Source organism: Microcystis sp. M_OC_Ca_00000000_C217Col, assembly GCF_007095585.1.
Lineage (GTDB): Bacteria > Cyanobacteriota > Cyanobacteriia > Cyanobacteriales > Microcystaceae > Microcystis > Microcystis panniformis.
This window is the reverse complement of record NZ_SFBV01000049.1, coordinates 19676-38869: the sequence shown is the minus strand read 5'-3', so window position 1 is coordinate 38869 and position 19194 is coordinate 19676. Positions and strand designations below refer to the sequence as shown.

Below are 19194 nucleotides of genomic sequence, written 5' to 3'. Positions count from 1 at the left end.
TTGAGACTTGTTCGTTGATAATTTCAACGATTCCTATTTCATCGATAATTCCGGCTACTAATCCCAGATGGTCTAGATTTTTGACTTCAATTTCTGTTGATTGATTCATGGTCGAACAGTCCACTCGCCTCAGTTTTCCAACAATTCCTATTTTTTCATAATTAGGGGTCTCAAGACCGCCCTAGCGGCCACCGAGAAAACCTTCACCAGCTAAGTATTTTTACTCAAGTCTCTGGAGGGGGACAGCTTATGTGACAGTTGAGGGTGCGGAATGTGGGTTGGATATGCTGTATGGTCGCCTGCTAAGATTATAAGTACCTAGGCAAAATTATTTACACATGACGATCATTGCCCCGTAAGGGTTTTAGCTCGATCGGGCAGGTAATTAATTTTGCATGACTACTTACGTTCGTTTTTTGGCAGCTCCTTGATGTACAATTTCATCAATCCACGACGCTGAGGAGAGCAATCTTCGATCGCTTCGTACAATGACGGCCATTTTCTCCGAAACACCGGCGACATAGACAGTTCCGCAAAGGAATGGACACTTCGGGTTACTAACACTGCGTCCATCAAGTCCATTACCGCGTCTTTGCCTGTTCCTAAGAGTTTATAGGCCGCTTCTCGAAATTCCTGCAAGTTTTTCAAAGTCATTTTCGGGAAATTTAGTAATCTTACTTGATTTCCCGTTTTTTCTGCTCAAGCAGTTCTTATGTACTGACTATTGCTCAAATTAGTCTAAACTTGAGGTTGAAGCATGAAACCCAACGCCCGATTATGTTACGCTACCGCTAACCCATCCTACAAATAATTGTGATTGTGCCTCCCTACTTATAAAAGTTTAGATAAACAAGAAAAAGTATAAAGTCTTATGAAGATTATTCAAGAATTATCTCAAAAGTCAACAATTGATGAGATTCTGGCCAGATAATGGGGATGGAGGGGTGAATCAACCTTTCCCAAGTTGAACAGAGATTGTTGTCGAGAGTCGGAGAGAAAAGCAATGAATATCAAGGATACATTACACGATTTTGTCCAGTACCTAACAGAGGCTTTCGCTCGCATTTTTAGTCCCAACAATGATGAATATCCCGATGTGGGGATGCAGCCTTTTGATTCTGAACCCTACCATGCTCCCAAGGGTAATTCTTAACTAAAAATGACGGATAACTGCTTTGAGATAAAGGTTATGGGTAGGGATAATAACCCTACCTGATTTTATAGGAAAATAATTAATCCTCTGCTTGCCAATCGGGACAACTATCACTATCCCAACCGTAGGGATGGAAACCGCAGACGAGAAGATTGCCTCCGTAGATATAACCGTGATAATTACGGCAACCGATACAAGCAGGATGGGTGTTAGGATCGGGGTTAACTTTAGGAGTGAGGGTAAAATCCGAGGGTTCATCTAATTCCGAAAAGGGGTATTCATCGAGGTTAAAAAATTCCTCTAATTCCTGGGGTAAAACCTCTTGAATAAACTGTTCCAGATCGATGATAATTTCTTCATTGATTTCTTCGATAGTTTGGGTAACTTCTTGGAAAAAATTTTCAATTCCCAGCGCCACAGTTTCGATCACTTCCCAAAAATCTTTCTGCCAATCGTCCATGTTTATACTTGCGTCCCTTGTCTGGTAATAATTAATTATTTGTCGCTAAAATCTAGGTTTTAATCCTGTTGTAGTTTCCGTAATTCTTCCTGAAGACGTTCCACCTTTTGCCGCAATTCATCTACTTTTGGCTCGGCTGCTTTGGTGTCCTCCTCATCTTCAATAATTTCTATCCGTCGGGGTTCATGGGGAATATTAGATTCATTACCTGCCACCGTTTGCTGTTGTGCCTGTTTCACCAACTCATCAACGTATTTCCTCGCTTCTTCCGTCGTCATTTCGCCGCGAGAAATCATCTCATCGGCTAATTTTTGGGCTTGATTTCTTAATTCTTGTAAATTTACTTCAGCTTTTTCGGCGGCATAAGTAGCAATGCCTACGCCCAAATAAACTGCTTTTTTGACTAAATCACCTAAGTTGGCCATAGCAAAAATCCTGAATCGATCGCTCTTACTTCCTAGAATAAACGATCCTTCTCCCAAATGGAGATGGTTTTTGGGTGTTGGGGTTTGGGGGTTGGGGTGTTGGGGTATTAGTTGAAATTTCCCCATTTCCCTATCTCCCCATTTCCCTAATCCTCTGATGAGGTAAAGTTTTGTAAAGAGATGCGGTGGTGGCAACAGCAAAAGTGATCGGTATAAAGATTAAATTTTAGTCAAATTGCTGGTTTTTTGCGCTCAAAACGACGATAAAGCCTCATCAGGTCAAAAATGAACTAAATAGTTTGATTAAGCTCAAAATAACTAAATATTGTGGATAGTTGCCCGCTGCCAGCAGCCGGCTGAATCGATTTGTGTTCATCCTCAGCAAAGATTTAAACTAAAGAATCGAGACCAGATTCCCGATTTAATCACAAAAAACTATGTTTCCTATTCATCGCCCCCGTCGTCTGCGTCAAACCCCTCAAATGCGCCGTCTGGTGAGTGAAACCGTCTTGACAGCCAATGACTTTATCTATCCTCTTTTCGCCACGGCGGGGGAAGGTATTGCCTTAGAAGTCAAATCGATGCCGGGGGTGTACCAATTATCAATCGATAAAATTGTTGACGAAGCCAAGGAAGTGCGGGATTTAGGAATTCCAGCGATTATTTTATTCGGGCTGCCGGAAAGTAAAGACACAGAGGCGACGGGAGCATGGCACGATCATGGTATTGTCCAAAAAGCGGCCACAGCGATTAAAGAGGCAGTTCCCGATTTACTCATTGTCGCCGATACTTGTTTGTGTGAATATACCAACCACGGTCATTGTGGTTATCTACAAACGGGAGATTTAACCGGCAGGGTGTTAAACGATCCCACTCTGGAATTATTGCAAAAAACCGCCGTTTCTCAGGTAAAAGCGGGAGTGGATATCATTGCACCGTCGGGAATGATGGATGGTTTTGTGCAGGCAATTCGTCAAGGATTGGATGAGGCCGGTTATAGTGATACACCGATTCTTTCCTATACGGCTAAATATGCCTCTGCCTATTATGGTCCGTTTCGGGATGCGGCTGATTCTACCCCCCAATTCGGCGATCGCAGAACCTACCAAATGGATCCGGGTAATGCCAGGGAAGCCTTAAAAGAGGTGGAATTAGACGTATTAGAGGGGGCAGATATGTTAATGGTGAAACCTGCTCTATCTTACATGGATATTATCTGGAGAATCAAGGAAATGACTAATTTACCCGTGGCTGCCTACAATGTGTCGGGGGAATATTCAATGATTAAAGCGGCGGCGTTAAATGGCTGGATTGACGAAAAACGGGTGACTTTAGAGACTTTAACCAGCTTTAAACGGGCCGGTGCCGATATTATCTTAACCTACCACGCTAAGGATGCCGTGCGCTGGTTAGCAGAGGGTTAAACTTGATGATTGAACCCACCATGCCGATCAGGATAAGGGGGTGGTGAGGTATTAATGTCCAAACCTGATTTTTTTGGGTTCCTTCCACTGATTTTAGGCGATTATCGATGCCCTCAACCTTTTCGGTTAACTTTGCCTGTCCTACCTCTAGCTTATTTAACCGTTCGTCAATTTTGTCAAATTTTTGGTTAACATCTTTTTGGAGATTGTCAATTTTCCCCTCAATCCTCGTCAAAACAGCTTCTAGGGAATAGGTAACGGTTTCGTTAGACATAGTATCAACTTCCATTAGATATATTTTCTCAGTCCGCTATCGGGGACTATTTTAAGACTAAACCGGTTTGAGGTTGTCTGAGAACATCGTTTTTCTGGGATGACAAAACTTGAAACTGTGAATAATAATTAATGTCCAAACCTGATTTTTTTGGGTTCCTTCCACTGATTTTAGGCGATTATCGATGCCCTCAACCTTTTCGGTTAACTTTGCCTGTCCTACCTCTAGCTTATTTAACCGTTCGTCGAGTTTGTCAAATTTTTGGTTAAAATCTTTTTGGAGACTTTCAAATTTTTGGTCAACATCTTTTTGGAAACTGTCAAATTTCTGGTTAAAATCTTTTTGGAGACTTTCAAATTTTTGGTTAAAATCTTTTTGGAGACTTTCAAATTTTTGGTCAACATCTTTTTGGAAACTGTCAAATTTTTGGTTAACATCTTTTTGGAGATTGTCAATTTTCCCCTCAATCCTCGTCAAAACAGCTTCTAGGGAATAGGTAACGGTTTCGTTAGACATAGTATCAACTCCCATTAGATATATTTTCTCGGTTCCCTATCGGGGACTATTTTAAGACTAAACCAGTTCGCCACTTTCTTGCAAAGAGTGGAGACGTTGATAGATTCCCTGCTGATTTAATAATTGATCATGGCTACCGATCTCGACAATGCGACCATTATCTAAGACGACAATTTGATCAGCTTCTCGAACGGTACTGAGACGGTGGGCAATAATAATCGTAGTGCGAGTGCCTAAAATGGATTTCATGGCTAGTTGAATTGCTCTTTCTGACTCATAATCTAAGCTAGAAGTGGCCTCATCAAAAACTAACACATCTGGAGCAACAATTAACGCCCTAGCAATTCCTAAACGCTGTCTTTGTCCCCCCGAAAGACGCACGCCCCTTTCCCCTACAATAGTGGAATAACCATTAGGTAATTCCTGAATAAATTCATCGACACGGGCAATTTTACAGGCTTCTTCTACCTTCTCGAAGCTAATATTAGGATTACCGTAGGTGAGATTTTCTAACACCGTACCATTAAACACATCTACTTCTTGATGGACAATCGCTAACCGTCGCCGATACCAAGTCACATCCAAGCGACTAATATCCTCGCCATCCATCAGAATTTGTCCTTGATTCGGTTCAAAATAGCGGAAAAGTAACTTAACTAAAGTGGATTTTCCTGAACCTGATTTTCCCACTAATGCCACGGTTTGATAGGGTTCAATCAGAAGATTAATATCCTTGAGAATCCTTCTTTCAGGACTATAGCCAAAGCTAAGATTACTTAATTCTACTTTCCCCGTAAAATGATAGGGATTGTGTTGGGCATGATCGGCTAAAAGACTACCAGCATCAGTTCCACTAGGCAAGTTGATAAATTCGTTTAGACGTGCCATAGAAGCATAGCGACGAGCGAAAGTTTCTGCCATTTGAGATAGGGGATCTAATTCCGCATAGGCCATACTAGCGAGGGTATAGGTGGTGATAAAATGCCCGATCGAGATTTTCTGTTGAACGGTAGCTAGGAGAGTAAAGAAAAATACTCCAAATAAACTAGCTTGGACGAGGGTTTTTTCCCAAGTAATTAAGTCCACATAACCCTTATGAATGCGATAGATAACGTAGGTAAATTCTCTCTCTAAACGCTGTTTCTGACGATATAATTCCTGTCCTTCTGTGGCAAAAGCTTTGACAGTTTTGATGTTAGTAATAATCTCAGAATTGCGACTTTGTGTATTTTCGATGTGCTGATCCAGAATTCTTTCTTTTTGCATTAAATCTTTTAAATCTCTCAAAATAAAGGCTACAATTAATACAAAAGAAATAAGAAAAGCAAGGGCGATTTGCCATTGAATTATCCATATAACAATAAAAATACCGAAAACTCTAAACAATTTTGGGATCATCATTCCCGCCACTTCGGGATAAGTCCAAGTATGATTTTCTATGCCTTTGGCGATCCGGTTAGCGATGCGTCCTGGATTATTTTCATCGTAAAAAGATAGGGGTAAGGTGAGAATTTTGGCAATAATTTTTCTGAGATGATCTCGTCGCGCTCTTAAGGATATTTCCCAGTGAAACCAGACACCCACCCAAGGCTGAATTGGTGCTTTAATTACCGTGGTTAGGAAAATTAAGCCTAATAATACCGCCAAACTAACCCACTTTTCTGAGGCAAAGGGAGTTAAAATCATGGTGCGATCAACTAAAGACTGCACGAATCCATCTAAAGGTTGATCAGAAAGAACATTAAGAATCTGTCCGACAGCGTAGGGAACCATCAGATCGATAATTTCAAAGACACTCGATGCAGCAATGCTCAAAAAGGCGGCTTTTTGATAATTGCGATAGTAACTGAGAATATCCCGTAAGGAAGCCATAACATCAAGTAAATTGCCAATTTTTAACTTCTATCTGGTAACTGCTAACTGAAGAGACTGAAGGCACTTTTATGATTGTTTTTCTGGAGTTACCATTATACTACAATACTACAAAAATCTGCCGAACTAGAAATTTCTAGGACAAAAGCCTTGTCATAGTCTTGTATTCTCAATCAGCTATTAGTCAGGAGACGATGCCAGATCAGCTTATATTTCATCGTCGTCAGAAGCACCACAGATCAATTTATCTAAAATTTTGACGAATATTATCACAAAAATTAATAAATTTCTGAAAGGTTTTTAAGTGTTCAGTTTTATCGATACGCTGCAGTATAAAGCTTTTTTTCGGTACTTCTTCCTTCAAATAAAAAATAAATATTCATCGATTAACTAATTCCTTGGGGAAATTCTTCTAAGACATTGATAAGATCAATAAAGGCTTTTTGTCGAGTTTTAGAAATATGAAAATCAGCCGCATTGTTTACCTTAATTACTCCTCCTTTACGAGTGACTATTTTCCAATAGGCAGGACTGATATTATTAATTATATAGGGATGATGACTGGTAATAATAAACTGTAAATCTCGATAATTAACTAATAAATCTTCTGTTAAAGTGTCCAAACAGTTAACCCCCAAACTATTTTCAAATTCATCGATTAATATAACGCTGCCATCAGGAGATAATTCGATCGTTGCTAAGAACATCAGGCTTTTTATCATTCCAGAGGAGATATTTGGTTCTACAATCCAGACATGAGAGTTTTTTTCTTTTATTTGTATGCGAGGTAAGTCTTCAAGTAAAAAAATTGGAGTTAATGAAACAAGCATACCAATATCACCTAGTTTGAATGGTTCTAAAAATTCTATTTTTAAATCTTCAACTTGAGGGAAAATATCTAAAAACTTTCTCTTTATTATCTCGAACGTATCGGGATATTTTTTATAAGTGATCAGTAGTTTGTCGGAAATAGGAAGTTGACTCGATTGTAATTCAGAGAGAGAGGTATATTCGTAGTCTCTAAGGATTTTATCCAATGTTGAAGATGAGATATTAAACTTAAGTGGATTGAAAACCATTTTGTTAAATTCCTGTCGAACAGGGAAAACATCTTCTTCTTGATTGAAAAGCTCTATACAGCTTAAATAAGATGGTAGTTTTGGTGTCTTTGAATGTTTAAACTCAATTACCTCTTGGTTTCTTTCGATCAAAACCTCTTGATCTTTTAAAAGAGTTTCACTAATTATACTAACCTTATTTTCATCGTCATTACTATTGACTTCATCTTCTTCAATCTTGATGAGAGAACGAGCTTTTCTAACCTCAAATTCACCCAACCAATGATAACGAACATGATCATTGGTTAAAAATTCTACATCCCATTTCACCCCATTTATAGACTCACCGTTAGTGATTCTTTTTAAATTCCTAATAGCCTTTAAAATCGAGGTTTTTCCTGCACCTGAGATACCAACTAATAAATTCAAATCTGGAAAAAACTCGCAAGAATCTATACTTAATCCAGAGGATAAATCTTGATAGGATAATCTCAAAAGTTTCATAATAATTTCTTTCCCTCTGCCAAAACTAAAAAGGGTGAGTTAATTCTCACCCCTAGACTTTACTGAGGATCGAGTTTTAGGACTGCCATAAATGCTTCCTGGGGGACATCAACAGTTCCGATCGCTTTCATCCGTTTCTTCCCTTTTGCTTGCTTGTCTAAAAGCTTTTTCTTGCGGCTAATATCACCACCATAACACTTAGCTAACACATCCTTTCTTAAAGCGGGAATATGTTCACTAGCGATAATTTTAGAACCAATAGCTGCTTGAATGGGAACCTTAAATTGATGCCGGGGAATCAATTCTTTTAACTTTTCAGTTAAAGCGCGGCCAACATAATAAGCTTTATCCCGGTGAACGATCATCGCTAAAGCATCAACGGGATCACCATTGACCATAATATCTAATTTAACTAGCTCATTTTCCCGATAGCCAATTAATTGATATTCCATACTAGCATAACCGCGCGATCGAGATTTTAATTGATCAAAAAAGTCCGTCACCACTTCCGCTAAAGGTAACTCATAAATCAAAGCGGTGCGAGTTTTAGTAAAATAACGCATATCCTTGAAAACTCCCCGACGACTTTGACATAATTCCATCAAAGCACCTACATAGGTTTCCGGAGTAATCATTTCCACTTGGATATAAGGTTCCTCAATTTTTTCCCGTTTTTGTGGGGAAGGTAACAAACTGGGATTATCCACTTCGACAATTTCCCCATCGGTGGTAGTAACCCGATAAACTACCGAGGGAGCAGTGGTAATTAAATCTAAGTTATATTCCCTTTCTAGTCTTTCCTGGACGATTTCCATGTGTAGCAGTCCCAAGAAACCGCAACGGAAACCAAAACCCATGGCGCTAGAAGTTTCCGGTTCGTAGGATAGGGCTGCATCGTTTAATTTTAACTTTTCCAGCGCATCTTTGAGATCGGCATACTGATCAGCATCGGTGGGGAATAATCCGCAGAAAACCATCGGTTTTGCTTCTGTATAACCGGGTAAAGGCTCTTTTGCCGGTTTAGTGGTTAGAGTAATCGTATCACCCACCCGGGCATCAGCAACAGTTTTAATCGCGGCTGCCAGATAACCCACTTCTCCCGCGTGAAGTTCATTTACCTGTACCTGTTGCGGTGATAAAATTCCCAATTCATCGATCACAAATTCTTTACCAGAAGCCATAAAACGAATTTTATCGCCCTTTTTCACCCGACCATCCATGACGCGGAAATAGACAATTACCCCTCGATAAGCGTCGTAATAACTATCAAAAATTAAAGCTCGGAAGGGTTCTGCGAGGGTATCTTGGGGAGGGGGAACCAATTGGACGATCGACTCTAGAATATCATTAATACCGATCCCAGCCTTAGCCGAGGCCCGAATCGCCTCACTACAGTCTAAACCCACCACTTCCTCGATTTCCGCTGCGACTCGTTCCGGTTCGGCACTGGGTAGGTCGATTTTATTTAAAACTGGGATAATTTCGAGGTTATTTTCCAGTGCTAGGTAAACATTGGCTAAAGTTTGCGCTTCTACGCCTTGGGACGCATCCACAACTAATAAAGCTCCCTCGCACGCCGCTAGAGACCGAGAAACCTCGTAGGAAAAATCCACATGGCCGGGGGTATCAATCAGATTGAGAACGTATTTTTGACCATCCTTAGCGGTATAATCCATGCGTGCCGCTTGTAACTTGATGGTGATACCTCGTTCCCGTTCCAAGTCCATATTATCGAGAAATTGTTCTTTCATCTCCCGTTGGGCTACGGTTCCTGTAATTTGCAGGAGGCGATCGGCGAGAGTTGATTTACCATGATCGATATGAGCGATGATGGAAAAATTGCGAATGCGAGAAACGGGAACGTCAGTCATCGTGGTTCACTGCTGGCAAAAGTCAGGGGTTTATAAAATTTTAGATTCCTTAATTCATTGTAGAGGTAAAGTCTCTAAGGCTGGAGCAAAAGTGAAAAGTAAAAGGTAAAAAAAGCTAAACTGCAAGTATAGTTAGGGTTTCGGCCTTGGCTTCCCCTCTCGGCATCCACAGGAAACTATGGTAGGCTTGATTATGCTGACAAAATCAGGCAAAGGGCAATGGCTAAGGAAAGGCTCTATGATTTGTCCAAATCGGATTACCATAGATAAACTCTTGGATAAGAATCCTCGACTGACGGGTAGAATGATAGATAGCAATCATTAATAGAGCTTATGAACGACAATGCTACACCGACTCAGCGCACGGCGGAGAAAGTTGAAATCGCTATTCACCTTGACTCGGAAGTTTTAGACCAGATTAAACACCTGACTAACGATCCTAGTCGCATTATCGAAACAGCGATTAAACAGTGGCTAAGAGGAGAGAAACAACCGGATGAGGACTTAACCCGTCATCTTCGACGCAATCCCCCCGTACCACCCAAAGGGGAATGGAATGACTAAGATTTTTCAGTCTCTAATAGGTTATTTCCCGACGGAGAGACTGAAATATTTTCTTAGGTCAACCATTGATAGTAATTGAGATTTTTTCCCCAACTAAGCTAGTCATACTAAATTCGTTGAGTATAGGCTACATATCAGGACAAGCAAAAGGGGGAATAGATAATCAGTTTTTAATAAACGGATTTAGTATCATTTTGCTTGGGTACTTACGGGAGGAACAAAACTGATGCGGATAGAAATTGAAGGCTGCGATGCTATCAAGGTTGCTCAGGACATCCTAGAGATGGAAGGGGTGCAAGGCAGCTACGAAGTTATCTCCAAAGTGGAGAAAGAGGGAACCCTTGCTACCATCGCCACCATCATCGGCATTATTAGCGGAACAATCACCATCGCTGAGAAATTTTACCAATTAAAGCGAAAAATTGACTCTCCTGAAACCCCGAAGATCGAACGGGTGTTGATTGTCAGCAAAAACGGCGATCGCCTGCTGCTCAAAGATGCTACCCTAGAGCAACTACAAAAACTCTTGGAACAAGAAAAATCACAGCAATTCTAAATTTGCCCTGTAGCAAGGCTTTTGGGAGTTAGTTCGCATAATACGGGGTAAAATTCAATGGGATGGCGAATTTCATTTCACGAGTCTTCGGGCTTTTGACGTGATAGTACACCCAAAGTTGCCCCAAAAATCCCCCTTTAAAATGTTCTTTAAATCCCTAAAAGGCTTGCTGTGTCTAAAACTGAGAATTGCTGGAAAAATCATGAATATACTGCATATTGATCTTCACATGAAGATACTGCATATTGATCTTCAGGAGAGGGGTAGCAATAGCGTTGAGTTCCGATTTTTCTGGGATAACCCCAACCAGACTCGTACCTACACAAGATGCTTGAGTGAAATCAATAACCTGAGTGATAGGGCCGACACCGATTACTATACCCGTTTACCGGAAGATCACGCCACAACAGGACAAGGTTTATACCGATGGTTAGATGGTACGGAGCGCATCCTCCAGAACGAATTAGATAGCCACCGGGGAGAGAAAATAGTTCTGGCTATCAGCACCAGCAAAAGATTAGTCCATCTACCCTGGGAATTATTACACGATGGTCAGGGTTTTCTGGTGGAGAAAAGACCTGCCATTATTCCCGTGCGGTGGTTTTCCAATAATAGACCGAATCAGATTGTCAGTCCGCCGCAAAACCGCCCCCTCAACTTGCTCTTTATGGCTACCTCTCCGCTAGGCGTTGAACCCGTCTTAGATTACGAAGCAGAAGAGGGGCAAATTTTAGGAGCCACCCAGCGCAATCCGGTGAACTTGAGAGTAGAAGAAAGTGGTTGTTTAAATGAGTTAGGCTATGTAGTTCGGGAATATGACCAAGGCTACTTTGATGTCTTTCACTTAACAGGTCATGCAACTCATCAGGACGGAAAACCCTGCTTTCTCACCGAGGATGAGTATGGCAACCGGGTTGATAGCGACACCAATGCCATTTATGATGCGATCGCTCGTTCTTCTTTACCGCCTTTAATTTTCCTCTCTGGTTGCCGTACAGGTTATGCTCCTGACAGCGCAGTTCCCTCCATGGCGGAAGAATTTTTGGACTTGGGGGCAAAAGCTGTTTTGGGTTGGGGAGAAAGGGTTCTAGATACGGATGCAGCAGTAGCAGCGAAGGAATTGTACGGACATTTATCCCAAGGGGAAACGGTAATTGAGGCCCTATCTGCTACCTATAGAGCCTTAATTGACCAGCAAGCAAGGGATTGGCATAAACTGCGCTTATATGTAGGAAACACTCTACCTCAAGCCCTAGTAACTCCCTTAAGGACACCGAAACGCACACAACTGCCAAAACCGACAATTACCAGAGAATTTAGAGATGATGAAAATCGGCTTAGGGTGGTCAAAAGGGAAGAGTTTGTCGGTCGTCGTCGCCAGTTACAGAATTGTTTGCGAACGCTGAAAACGGATTGGGAAAAGGTTGGGGTACTAATTCATGGTATGGGAGGATGGGGAAAAAGTAGTATCGCCTCTCGACTGTGGGAGAGATTGCCTGAATCGGAAAAGCTTCTCTGGTGGCGACAAATTGATGAAGTTTATTTGATAAGAAAGTTAAAAGATAAACTCATCAATCCTAAAACTAGAGAACTTATTGCTGATTTAGAAAACAATCAAATTGAACTTAAATCTCGATTATCTTACCTATTCATTCGGTTAGCTGAATTGGGAGAAAAACCGTTTCTTCTGATTCTTGATGACTTTGAATGGAATCTCGAACCTCGTGAAGGTCGCTATATTCTTAAGGCTCCAGTCGCCCCGATTTTAGCAGCATTAGTCACGGCAATCCAAGAAACGGGAACTGACCATCGGATTCTGATTACTTGTCGCTACGAGTTCGATTCTGATTTATTAGAGGCTTTTTTCTTGCAGGGATTAGAACCATTTAGAAAAGCCGAACTGACTAAAAAACTCGCTCGTCTAGCCAATTTTACCCCGGATCAACTTCCTGAACCTCTCAGGGAAAGGGCGTTGAATTTAGCCGATGGAAATCCTCGATTACTAGAATTTCTCAATAATGATATTTTAGGTAGAGAAGACGCAGAAGCTAAATTAGCTGAACTAGAAAATAGTCCCGATTTGTGGAAAGATAAAATTATTTGGCAGGAACTGTACCAGCTTATCGATCAGCCATTACAGCAGGTTCTTAGTCATTGTTTAATCTATGAGATACCCGTCCCGATGGTAGCTTTAGAAGCCGTCTGTAGCTCCATTTCTAATTACCAAGGACAATTAAAACGGGCAAGAGAACTGGGACTACTGGAAATTAGTCCTGAAGTTGAACAAAAAAATCAACTTTATCGTGTCTCTCGAATTTTACCTAATATTATTTTCTCTGTCCAACATCCGGTCGCAACAGAGGTTTATTCATTATCTAGGAAAGCTCATGATAAATTATATGAATTATGGGGGAATAAAGAGAACGAAAACGAGGAAAGATGGCGCGAGATTTTCCGTCTAGCTTTTGCAGAGACAGAAAACCCAGATCGTTTCCGAGAACAATTCGACAAGATGATCTCGGTACAATATCACAAAGAGGCTGATCGCGCCTACGAAAAAGAACTGAGAAAACAGAGGGAACATCTCATAGAAAACCAAGAACAAATCTATCAAAAGTTAGAGGAGTACCTAAAGCAACAGGATTGGAAAAAAGCCGACTACGAAACCGCTTTCATTATGTACCAGTGGATGATCATAGAAAATTATAATGACTTCTACGACCTTTTTAGTCAGGTATCCCTAGATGTAATCAATGAAATTGACCGTCTCTGGGTGAAATACAGCGAAGGGAAATTTGGTATTAAGAGACAGGCGAAAATTTACCGTGACCTTGGGGGGACAGAAGAATATAATCGGGAAGTATGGGGTAGTTTTGGCGATTGCATAGGTTGGCGACAAGGAGGTATATGGTTGGAGCTTGAAAATATAGAATATCCTGCCACAGCAGACTTGAGCGACTTTACATTTCCAATTCTTATATACCATCACTTTTACCAAGGTGGGGGTGGGGGAATTGTTTATGGAGCGAGGAGAATTTCTACGTTAGCTTCAAGACTTGAATCCCAAAATATTTAACTTAGGTGCTAACAATCGGGTAAAATTCTATTTAGAGGCTATAATCAGTGCATCCATATATTGACGTAAGTATAAGGTAACTTCTTGAAATCCAATTTCTGAAAGTTCAGAGATTGTTTCATCTTCATAGCGTATTCTATTAGGTTGTTCATCCGTAGTATAGTGCAACATAACCTCTTTCAGGAGATCGAACCTTTCAGCAGATACAAGGACTTCAAAGAATTTATCATATTGCCACTTTATATCACGGTTATGCTGTTCACCTCTTTGCGCGATTTTATCAGCGTCTAATAACTTACCTCCAATGAGAAGCCGACTATATAATAGTTGAAATACTTGAAAACGATAGAGTGCCAACATATTGTGAAAAGTGAATCCAGAAACAATAAAATTAAAGTTATTCAAAGGATAACTTTGCAAAAAGTTTAAAACATCATCCTGAATAACAACAAGAGTATCTTGAGATAGGTAATGTGAAAGCCTTGAGCGGATTTTTTGAATCATCGAAGGTTCGTTATCGATAGCGATTATCTTAATATTTTTTGCTTCAGATAGGATCATCTCAGTTAATTCTCCATCGCCACACCCAATTTCTAGGATCAGCGATTCCTTTGGGCAAGAGTTTTGATAGTTAATTAGTAGTTTGACTAACTCTTGTCTTAACTTTTTAAGATGAGGACGAGCAGATTGCCAGAGACTATAATCATCACCTATCTTGCCGTCAAACCTTCTTTCTATAAGTTGATTATTTTCCATAAATTATAACTTAGCTATTTTGGTGTACATAGTCAGAGACTTAATTTTGCTGAAAGACTTGCCGAACATAATATTTAGCTTTTGATGGCAATTCGCTACTTCCTCTAAACGCTTAACTTTGGTACTTTGACTCATTCCAATTATAGCATATCTTTACAATTGCAGAACTTCCACAAGCAAACTTAAGATACATATCTTATTTGAAAGCAAAGCTAGACTCTAGCCTACTATTAATGATGTATTCTCCTCATAATAATGCTGCGGTTTCCAAGATTAAGAATATCAGGTATCCCTTCAATTTCTACAATAAAATGTTCCACAAATTCATGTCGTACATCTTCACGAACTCCTATTTTACTCGTCCATCTTCCAGTGTTTAATTGCCGACAGGCGTGAGAGGGACTACCATTAATAGTATAAATAGCGATTTTTTCAACAAAAAAACCGTTAGGACTAAACTCTAAATTAGGATCACCAATTGGGCAAACTTCAAAATGCTCGGTCCTATAGGCATCTATGAAGGCACTTAGAGTGTTCTCCCTTGGTATTCCAGCTGGCCAATATTCAGTCTCAAATCGATCGGGAAACCACCAACGCTCTTGATCATTTACTGCCCAAGCAAAGGAATTGTAATAAGGAGTTCTCCGACTGGTTATATGACTATCACCGTTAATGATTACAATACACATACTTTTTAAATAGATGATTTAGTGTTCATTAATATATCCCCTTTAATATATCCCTTTCGGATACCCCAGTGCAACCAAGCATCGATCATCTCCTTAGACTTACCCCGGCTGTCTTTAGGAACCGGATCTTCACCAGAAATAGCTTTTAATGCCCAAAACCAACGGCTAGGAAGGCTTTTTGGCTCTTTAAGATTTTTGAGCAAAAATGGTATAACATCTTGCCCCATTCCAATAATTCTCTGATAGTTAGGATGTATAATCGCCTCATGGGTTGAGGATAAATGACTTGTTTCATTAATCCAATCTTCAGCAAGACTTTCAAACTCCCTTAGTCTCTCTGCCCGAGTTTGTTTGTTAACTAATATGGCAAGTAAAGAAGAAAAACTTTGTAAAAAGCTAAGATTATTATCGAATAGCTTGAACTTATATCCAAAAAATAGAGCAATAGCTCCGATGAATTTTCCCTCAAAGAAAAGTGGGAAAACGCCAAAGGCTTCAAGTTTTGAATCTTCAAAATGTTTTAAATCAGTTTGAATAAACCGATTATTGTTTTTCTCCTCATGTACTCCTTCAATAAATTGACAAGTATTTGAAGAGATTTTTTCTGCAAACTCCTTTCCAACCTCTTCAAGATAAACTCGACATGAATTACTTACTCCAGATACTTCAGAAAATCGTAAAACTTCCACTACTTCAGAAGACAAGTTTTTTCTGTAAAGAATGGCAACTTTATATGGAGTCTCGTTGCCGACTAAGTATTTGAAAATTTCGTCATACATCCTTTCTTGATACTTGTCAAAGGAATCAACTGGGATAATATCTGCAAGGTATGTCAAGTAATTGAGTATATTAATCTCAGAATCCCTGTGAATATTAGATAGTTTAGCAGAGGCGACTCCTGCTAAGAAAGCTACTGTACAGGGATCAAAGCTTGCCAGATCGTCAATATTGCCCTGATCATCAACTTTGTTTATAATTCTCAATACTCCATAGGTTTTGTTTCGTCCATTCAAAGGTAAGGCAATGGCAGAGATTAATTTGCCTAGCTTATCAGAATATTCCTGCCTATACTTCAAATTTTCATACTGGAAAAGCTCTCCAGTAACCTTCCCATATGATCCATCAGATGGATTAGCAGCGCTGCCAGTGAAACTCTCCCCTTTCGCATACCTCTCTTCTTGTAGCCATGTATCATCTATTGGCTCACCATTAACGTCTTTGCCTTGAATGGCAAAACGCTCTAGTACATCATCCTTAGAGATTAAAAAAATCGCTGCAACTTGACACTTAGCTTCTTCACAAACTTTTTTTAGAATATATTTTACCGTATCTTTCTTATTGCTTGTAAAATTCATTAAGGCTTGCTCAAGTTGTTCAAAATCAGAAAGATTGTCTAATCTTTTTGTTTGATAACTTATAAGGTCGTTTCTAGTATTTAAAAATTGATTAGCCTTAGTTGCAGTATCGTCACATTTCTCACCTTGTAAACTCTCAGGCATTTAGTTGCTCCTTGAAATTTAGTCAATTTACTCAAGATTACCATCACACTCAAACTGAAATATCGAGGCTGATGAGAATAAAAGTATTATGGTTAATTAAGAACAATCATGCTAATGATAGTTTTATCTATCAATTATCAATTATCAATTATCAATTGTAACATGGATTTACAGGTTTGTCAATTGTAGTGTCTTCGAGCTGCCATCTTTGTGCCGATCACTCATCACCGTTAGATGCCCTTGGTATAGTTAAGCCGATCAATGCCCTGGAACTCAATACTTCTCGGATAATAATACGAGGCCAGGGGAGATGGGTTTTCAACTTTCTCCCCTGCACCCTGCTTTCTTGCAGTCTCAACCAAAGATTTAAGATCAATCGAGAAATATCGCCCGCTGCGGGTTGTGACAATTAGTCAAGATGAACTGATGAGCCACCTCAATAATTTCTGGACTATTGGCCTCCCACTCCTCCCAGAGGGATAGCTAACCCGTTGGAGCTTTCTTCCCTTTTTTGGTAATCTTCACTGCTGCCATTAATTTACTCCCCCAATGGTCTTGGATTATCGTTAATCTTGTGGATTTTCAATGTTTCGGGCAGCATGAAGTACCGCAATAACATCGATTTGCTCAGGCTTGATATAATAAATTATGCGATAAGAACCCTCGATAACTTCTCGGATCTGCTCAGTTTCAAACTCCGGAACAAGACGACCCGAAAAGGGAAAATTAGCAATCTGTTCTGAGCGTCTGGTCAATCTTTCCACCAGTCTTTGAGCATATTGAGGGGAGTTTTGTGATATGTAGTTGTAGATGGATGATAAATGATTAACGGCGGTTTCTGTCCAGAAAACTTTCATGGCTCTAGCTTGAACTTAGTGCGTACTTCTGCCACAGAAATAACCTTTTCCGCCTCACTATCGGCTAATCCTGCTTCAATTGCCTGTCTCACATAAATCTCATACATCAAATCATCCCATGTAGAATTATCCGGCAATTTATCGATTAAATTTCTGGCTTTTTGTTTAATGTTTTTTATTTCCATGATGGTTTCCAAAATGACTCCTGACAGTTTACATTATAGCAAGATAGGCTCCTAGAGATGGTGTATTCTAAAACCACCGCTAACGCTCAGAATATCCAAAAAGGCTTTTCCCTCTCGATGTCCTCAACGAAACCTCAACCCGTGATTGGTGTTATTTGGTGGATAAATGCTGTTATTGGCATGGAGATGGTTGAGGGCGGGTAGTAAAACTGTAGCATATAAGGTATTGGGTTAGCAATCAAGCTATAATTAGCCAATGAACAAAAAACAGCGAAAAACCTATAAACAACTAAAAAGATACCAAATTAAAGCTCTTCGTGAATTTTTAATTAAAGCAGGAGTAAATTAATGCAATACAAAGGCTATGAAGCTGTGATTGAACAGGATGAAAACGATCGCTTATTTTTTGGTCGTGTCATCAACATAGAAGATATTATCGTTTTTGATGGTCTTTCCGTTGATGAACTAGAACAAGCTTTTAAAACCGTCATTGAACAATACTTAACGGATTGCCAAACCCTGAATAAAAACCCTAATCAACCGACTTATTCCTTATCTTCCCATGAGCGGTGAATAGATAGCTTTATGAGAAAAAGGACGAGGAGTCAAGCTTACAGCCCGGAGCAACATATTTACTCTCGTCGCCGCTTAATTCACACGCAGCGGCGCAGAAACTTGCTCAACATTCATTGCTGTATGTAACAATACAGGAGGAGTTTATCTCAGGAGTTCCACGGTGATTAGAGAGCTAGACCGTATTACTGTTAATCCACAAATATGTCTTGGACAGCCAATGATTCGAGGAATGCGTATCACTGTAGGATTTGTTTTGAAACTGTTGGCTAGTCAGTTATCTATTCAGGAAATCTTAGAGGCTTATCCAGAGTTGGAGGAGGAAGATATTCGTCAGGCTCTTAATTATGCAGCTTGGGCTGTATCCGATTATATCGTTAGCTTCACTTCAGCAGCCGTAACGCACCGCTAACTTTAATGATGGTGGGTGATATAATTTAAAATTCTGAGGTAAATCATGCAACTAAAACTAACAAAAATATTCCAGAAAGTTCCCGAAGGCTATATTGGTTTTGTCGAAGAATTGCCAGGAGCTAATACTCAAGGAGAGACTCTAGAAGAAACTAGAAGCAATTTAGAAGAAGCAATTGAGCTAGTTTTAGAAGCTAATCGTATATTAGCTGAAGAGCAACTGCAAGGACAAGAAGTGATTCGAGAGTCTGTTACTTTCTGGGCTGCATGAAACGTATAAACTTAATTCGTCATTTAGAAGCTTATGGCTGTGAATTCTTAAGAGAAGGCGGCAATCATACGATTTATGTAAATCGTGTCAATCAGAAATCTTCAGCCATTCCGCGCCATCGTGAAATCAATGAATTCTTGACGCGAAAAATTTGTCGAGATTTACAAATACCAGAACCATGAGTGCGACTCCTGTTAAGC

At 39.9% G+C, this 19194-nt stretch carries 25 protein-coding genes; 10 read left to right on the top strand and 15 right to left on the bottom strand.

Features of this window, described 5'->3' with window-relative positions; genetic code table 11:
• The coding region (locus tag EWV66_RS02925) for a DUF4277 domain-containing protein (protein WP_287107233.1) at positions 1-109 on the bottom strand (109 nt) is incomplete at its 3' end.
• A gap of 290 nt (positions 110-399) precedes the next feature.
• The gene (locus EWV66_RS02920) at positions 400-654 is read right to left on the bottom strand and encodes a hypothetical protein (RefSeq protein ID WP_052276605.1); all 255 of its coding nucleotides are present in this window, start codon (positions 652-654) and stop codon (positions 400-402) included.
• A gap of 349 nt (positions 655-1003) precedes the next feature.
• On the opposite strand from EWV66_RS02920, the gene EWV66_RS02915 reads away from it, so the two are divergent.
• On the top strand, positions 1004-1153 hold the full coding sequence (locus EWV66_RS02915) for a hypothetical protein (protein WP_002789639.1): 150 nt from the start codon (positions 1004-1006) through the stop codon (positions 1151-1153).
• Between the two features lie 79 nt (positions 1154-1232).
• Here EWV66_RS02915 and EWV66_RS02910 read toward each other — a convergent pair whose 3' ends face one another.
• Both EWV66_RS02910 and EWV66_RS02905 read right to left on the bottom strand, forming a co-directional pair.
• Positions 1233-1613, bottom strand: a complete 381-nt coding sequence (locus tag EWV66_RS02910; RefSeq protein WP_002759386.1) for a hypothetical protein — start codon at positions 1611-1613, stop codon at positions 1233-1235.
• 59 nt (positions 1614-1672) lie between these two features.
• Positions 1673-2038 carry a phasin family protein gene (locus tag EWV66_RS02905; RefSeq protein ID WP_002789637.1) on the bottom strand — a complete coding sequence of 122 codons (366 nt, stop codon included), beginning with the start codon at positions 2036-2038 and terminating at the stop codon, positions 1673-1675.
• A 437-nt stretch (positions 2039-2475) separates the two neighbouring features.
• Here EWV66_RS02905 and hemB point away from each other — a divergent pair, with 437 nt between their 5' ends.
• Positions 2476-3462, top strand: a complete 987-nt coding sequence (gene hemB / locus EWV66_RS02900) for a porphobilinogen synthase (protein ID WP_287107232.1) — start codon at positions 2476-2478, stop codon at positions 3460-3462.
• Here hemB and EWV66_RS02895 read toward each other — a convergent pair.
• From EWV66_RS02895 to lepA, 5 genes are all read right to left on the bottom strand, one after another.
• Positions 3428-3736, bottom strand: a complete 309-nt coding sequence (locus tag EWV66_RS02895) for a DUF4164 family protein (protein ID WP_287115894.1) — start codon at positions 3734-3736, stop codon at positions 3428-3430. The genes hemB and EWV66_RS02895 overlap by 35 nt on opposite strands.
• Before the next feature lie 57 nt (positions 3737-3793).
• Positions 3794-4252 carry a DUF4164 domain-containing protein gene (locus EWV66_RS02890; protein WP_287115893.1) on the bottom strand — a complete coding sequence of 153 codons (459 nt, stop codon included), beginning with the start codon at positions 4250-4252 and terminating at the stop codon, positions 3794-3796.
• 57 nt (positions 4253-4309) lie between these two features.
• Positions 4310-6124, bottom strand: a complete 1815-nt coding sequence (locus tag EWV66_RS02885; RefSeq protein ID WP_287107772.1) for an ABC transporter ATP-binding protein — start codon at positions 6122-6124, stop codon at positions 4310-4312.
• Between the two features lie 386 nt (positions 6125-6510).
• Complete coding sequence (locus EWV66_RS02880) at positions 6511-7686, bottom strand: AAA family ATPase (RefSeq protein ID WP_052276602.1); 1176 nt, start codon at positions 7684-7686, stop codon at positions 6511-6513.
• Positions 7687-7745: 59 nt separating this feature from the next.
• Positions 7746-9557, bottom strand: a complete 1812-nt coding sequence (lepA, locus tag EWV66_RS02875; protein WP_052276601.1) for a translation elongation factor 4 — start codon at positions 9555-9557, stop codon at positions 7746-7748.
• Between the two features lie 333 nt (positions 9558-9890).
• Here lepA and EWV66_RS02870 point away from each other — a divergent pair, with 333 nt between their 5' ends.
• From EWV66_RS02870 to EWV66_RS02860, 3 genes are all read left to right on the top strand, one after another.
• Positions 9891-10121 (top strand): type II toxin-antitoxin system CcdA family antitoxin, encoded by a 231-nt coding sequence (locus tag EWV66_RS02870; RefSeq protein ID WP_002732463.1) that lies wholly within the window; start codon positions 9891-9893, stop codon positions 10119-10121.
• A gap of 226 nt (positions 10122-10347) precedes the next feature.
• The gene (locus tag EWV66_RS02865) at positions 10348-10677 is read left to right on the top strand and encodes a hypothetical protein (RefSeq protein ID WP_287107773.1); all 330 of its coding nucleotides are present in this window, start codon (positions 10348-10350) and stop codon (positions 10675-10677) included.
• A gap of 229 nt (positions 10678-10906) precedes the next feature.
• Positions 10907-13753, top strand: coding sequence for a GUN4 domain-containing protein (locus EWV66_RS02860; protein WP_287107786.1), 2847 nt, complete (start codon positions 10907-10909; stop codon positions 13751-13753).
• A gap of 27 nt (positions 13754-13780) precedes the next feature.
• On the opposite strand, the gene EWV66_RS02855 is transcribed toward EWV66_RS02860, so the two are convergent.
• The 6 genes from EWV66_RS02855 to EWV66_RS02830 form a co-directional block, all read right to left on the bottom strand.
• On the bottom strand, positions 13781-14509 hold the full coding sequence (locus tag EWV66_RS02855) for a class I SAM-dependent methyltransferase (RefSeq protein WP_052276598.1): 729 nt from the start codon (positions 14507-14509) through the stop codon (positions 13781-13783).
• Between the two features lie 3 nt (positions 14510-14512).
• Positions 14513-14644: a hypothetical protein gene (locus EWV66_RS02850; RefSeq protein WP_002744308.1), complete on the bottom strand. Its 132-nt coding sequence runs from the start codon at positions 14642-14644 to the stop codon at positions 14513-14515.
• A 95-nt stretch (positions 14645-14739) separates the two neighbouring features.
• The gene (locus tag EWV66_RS02845; protein ID WP_052276597.1) at positions 14740-15198 is read right to left on the bottom strand and encodes a DUF7689 domain-containing protein; all 459 of its coding nucleotides are present in this window, start codon (positions 15196-15198) and stop codon (positions 14740-14742) included.
• Positions 15199-15203: 5 nt separating this feature from the next.
• Positions 15204-16697, bottom strand: a complete 1494-nt coding sequence (locus tag EWV66_RS02840) for a GAF domain-containing protein (RefSeq protein ID WP_052276596.1) — start codon at positions 16695-16697, stop codon at positions 15204-15206.
• 566 nt (positions 16698-17263) lie between these two features.
• Positions 17264-17554, bottom strand: coding sequence for a type II toxin-antitoxin system RelE/ParE family toxin (locus EWV66_RS02835; protein ID WP_002744303.1), 291 nt, complete (start codon positions 17552-17554; stop codon positions 17264-17266).
• On the bottom strand, positions 17551-17739 hold the full coding sequence (locus tag EWV66_RS02830) for a hypothetical protein (RefSeq protein WP_002762197.1): 189 nt from the start codon (positions 17737-17739) through the stop codon (positions 17551-17553). Before EWV66_RS02830 ends, EWV66_RS02835 begins: the two co-directional genes overlap by 4 nt.
• Before the next feature lie 57 nt (positions 17740-17796).
• Here EWV66_RS02830 and EWV66_RS02825 point away from each other — a divergent pair, with 57 nt between their 5' ends.
• The 5 genes from EWV66_RS02825 (at position 17797) to EWV66_RS02805 (ending at position 19176) form a co-directional block, all read left to right on the top strand.
• Positions 17797-17943 (top strand): hypothetical protein, encoded by a 147-nt coding sequence (locus EWV66_RS02825; RefSeq protein WP_287107774.1) that lies wholly within the window; start codon positions 17797-17799, stop codon positions 17941-17943.
• Between the two features lie 144 nt (positions 17944-18087).
• A complete protein-coding gene (locus EWV66_RS02820) occupies positions 18088-18312 on the top strand; it encodes a type II toxin-antitoxin system HicB family antitoxin (RefSeq protein WP_287107775.1) in 225 nt (74 codons plus the stop codon).
• Between the two features lie 163 nt (positions 18313-18475).
• Complete coding sequence (locus EWV66_RS02815) at positions 18476-18724, top strand: DUF433 domain-containing protein (protein ID WP_052276594.1); 249 nt, start codon at positions 18476-18478, stop codon at positions 18722-18724.
• Positions 18725-18769: 45 nt separating this feature from the next.
• Positions 18770-18994, top strand: a complete 225-nt coding sequence (locus EWV66_RS02810) for a type II toxin-antitoxin system HicB family antitoxin (protein ID WP_002734968.1) — start codon at positions 18770-18772, stop codon at positions 18992-18994.
• Complete coding sequence (locus EWV66_RS02805) at positions 18991-19176, top strand: type II toxin-antitoxin system HicA family toxin (protein WP_002735013.1); 186 nt, start codon at positions 18991-18993, stop codon at positions 19174-19176. The genes EWV66_RS02810 and EWV66_RS02805 overlap by 4 nt, the downstream gene beginning before the upstream one ends.
• Positions 19177-19194 lie beyond the last annotated feature (18 nt).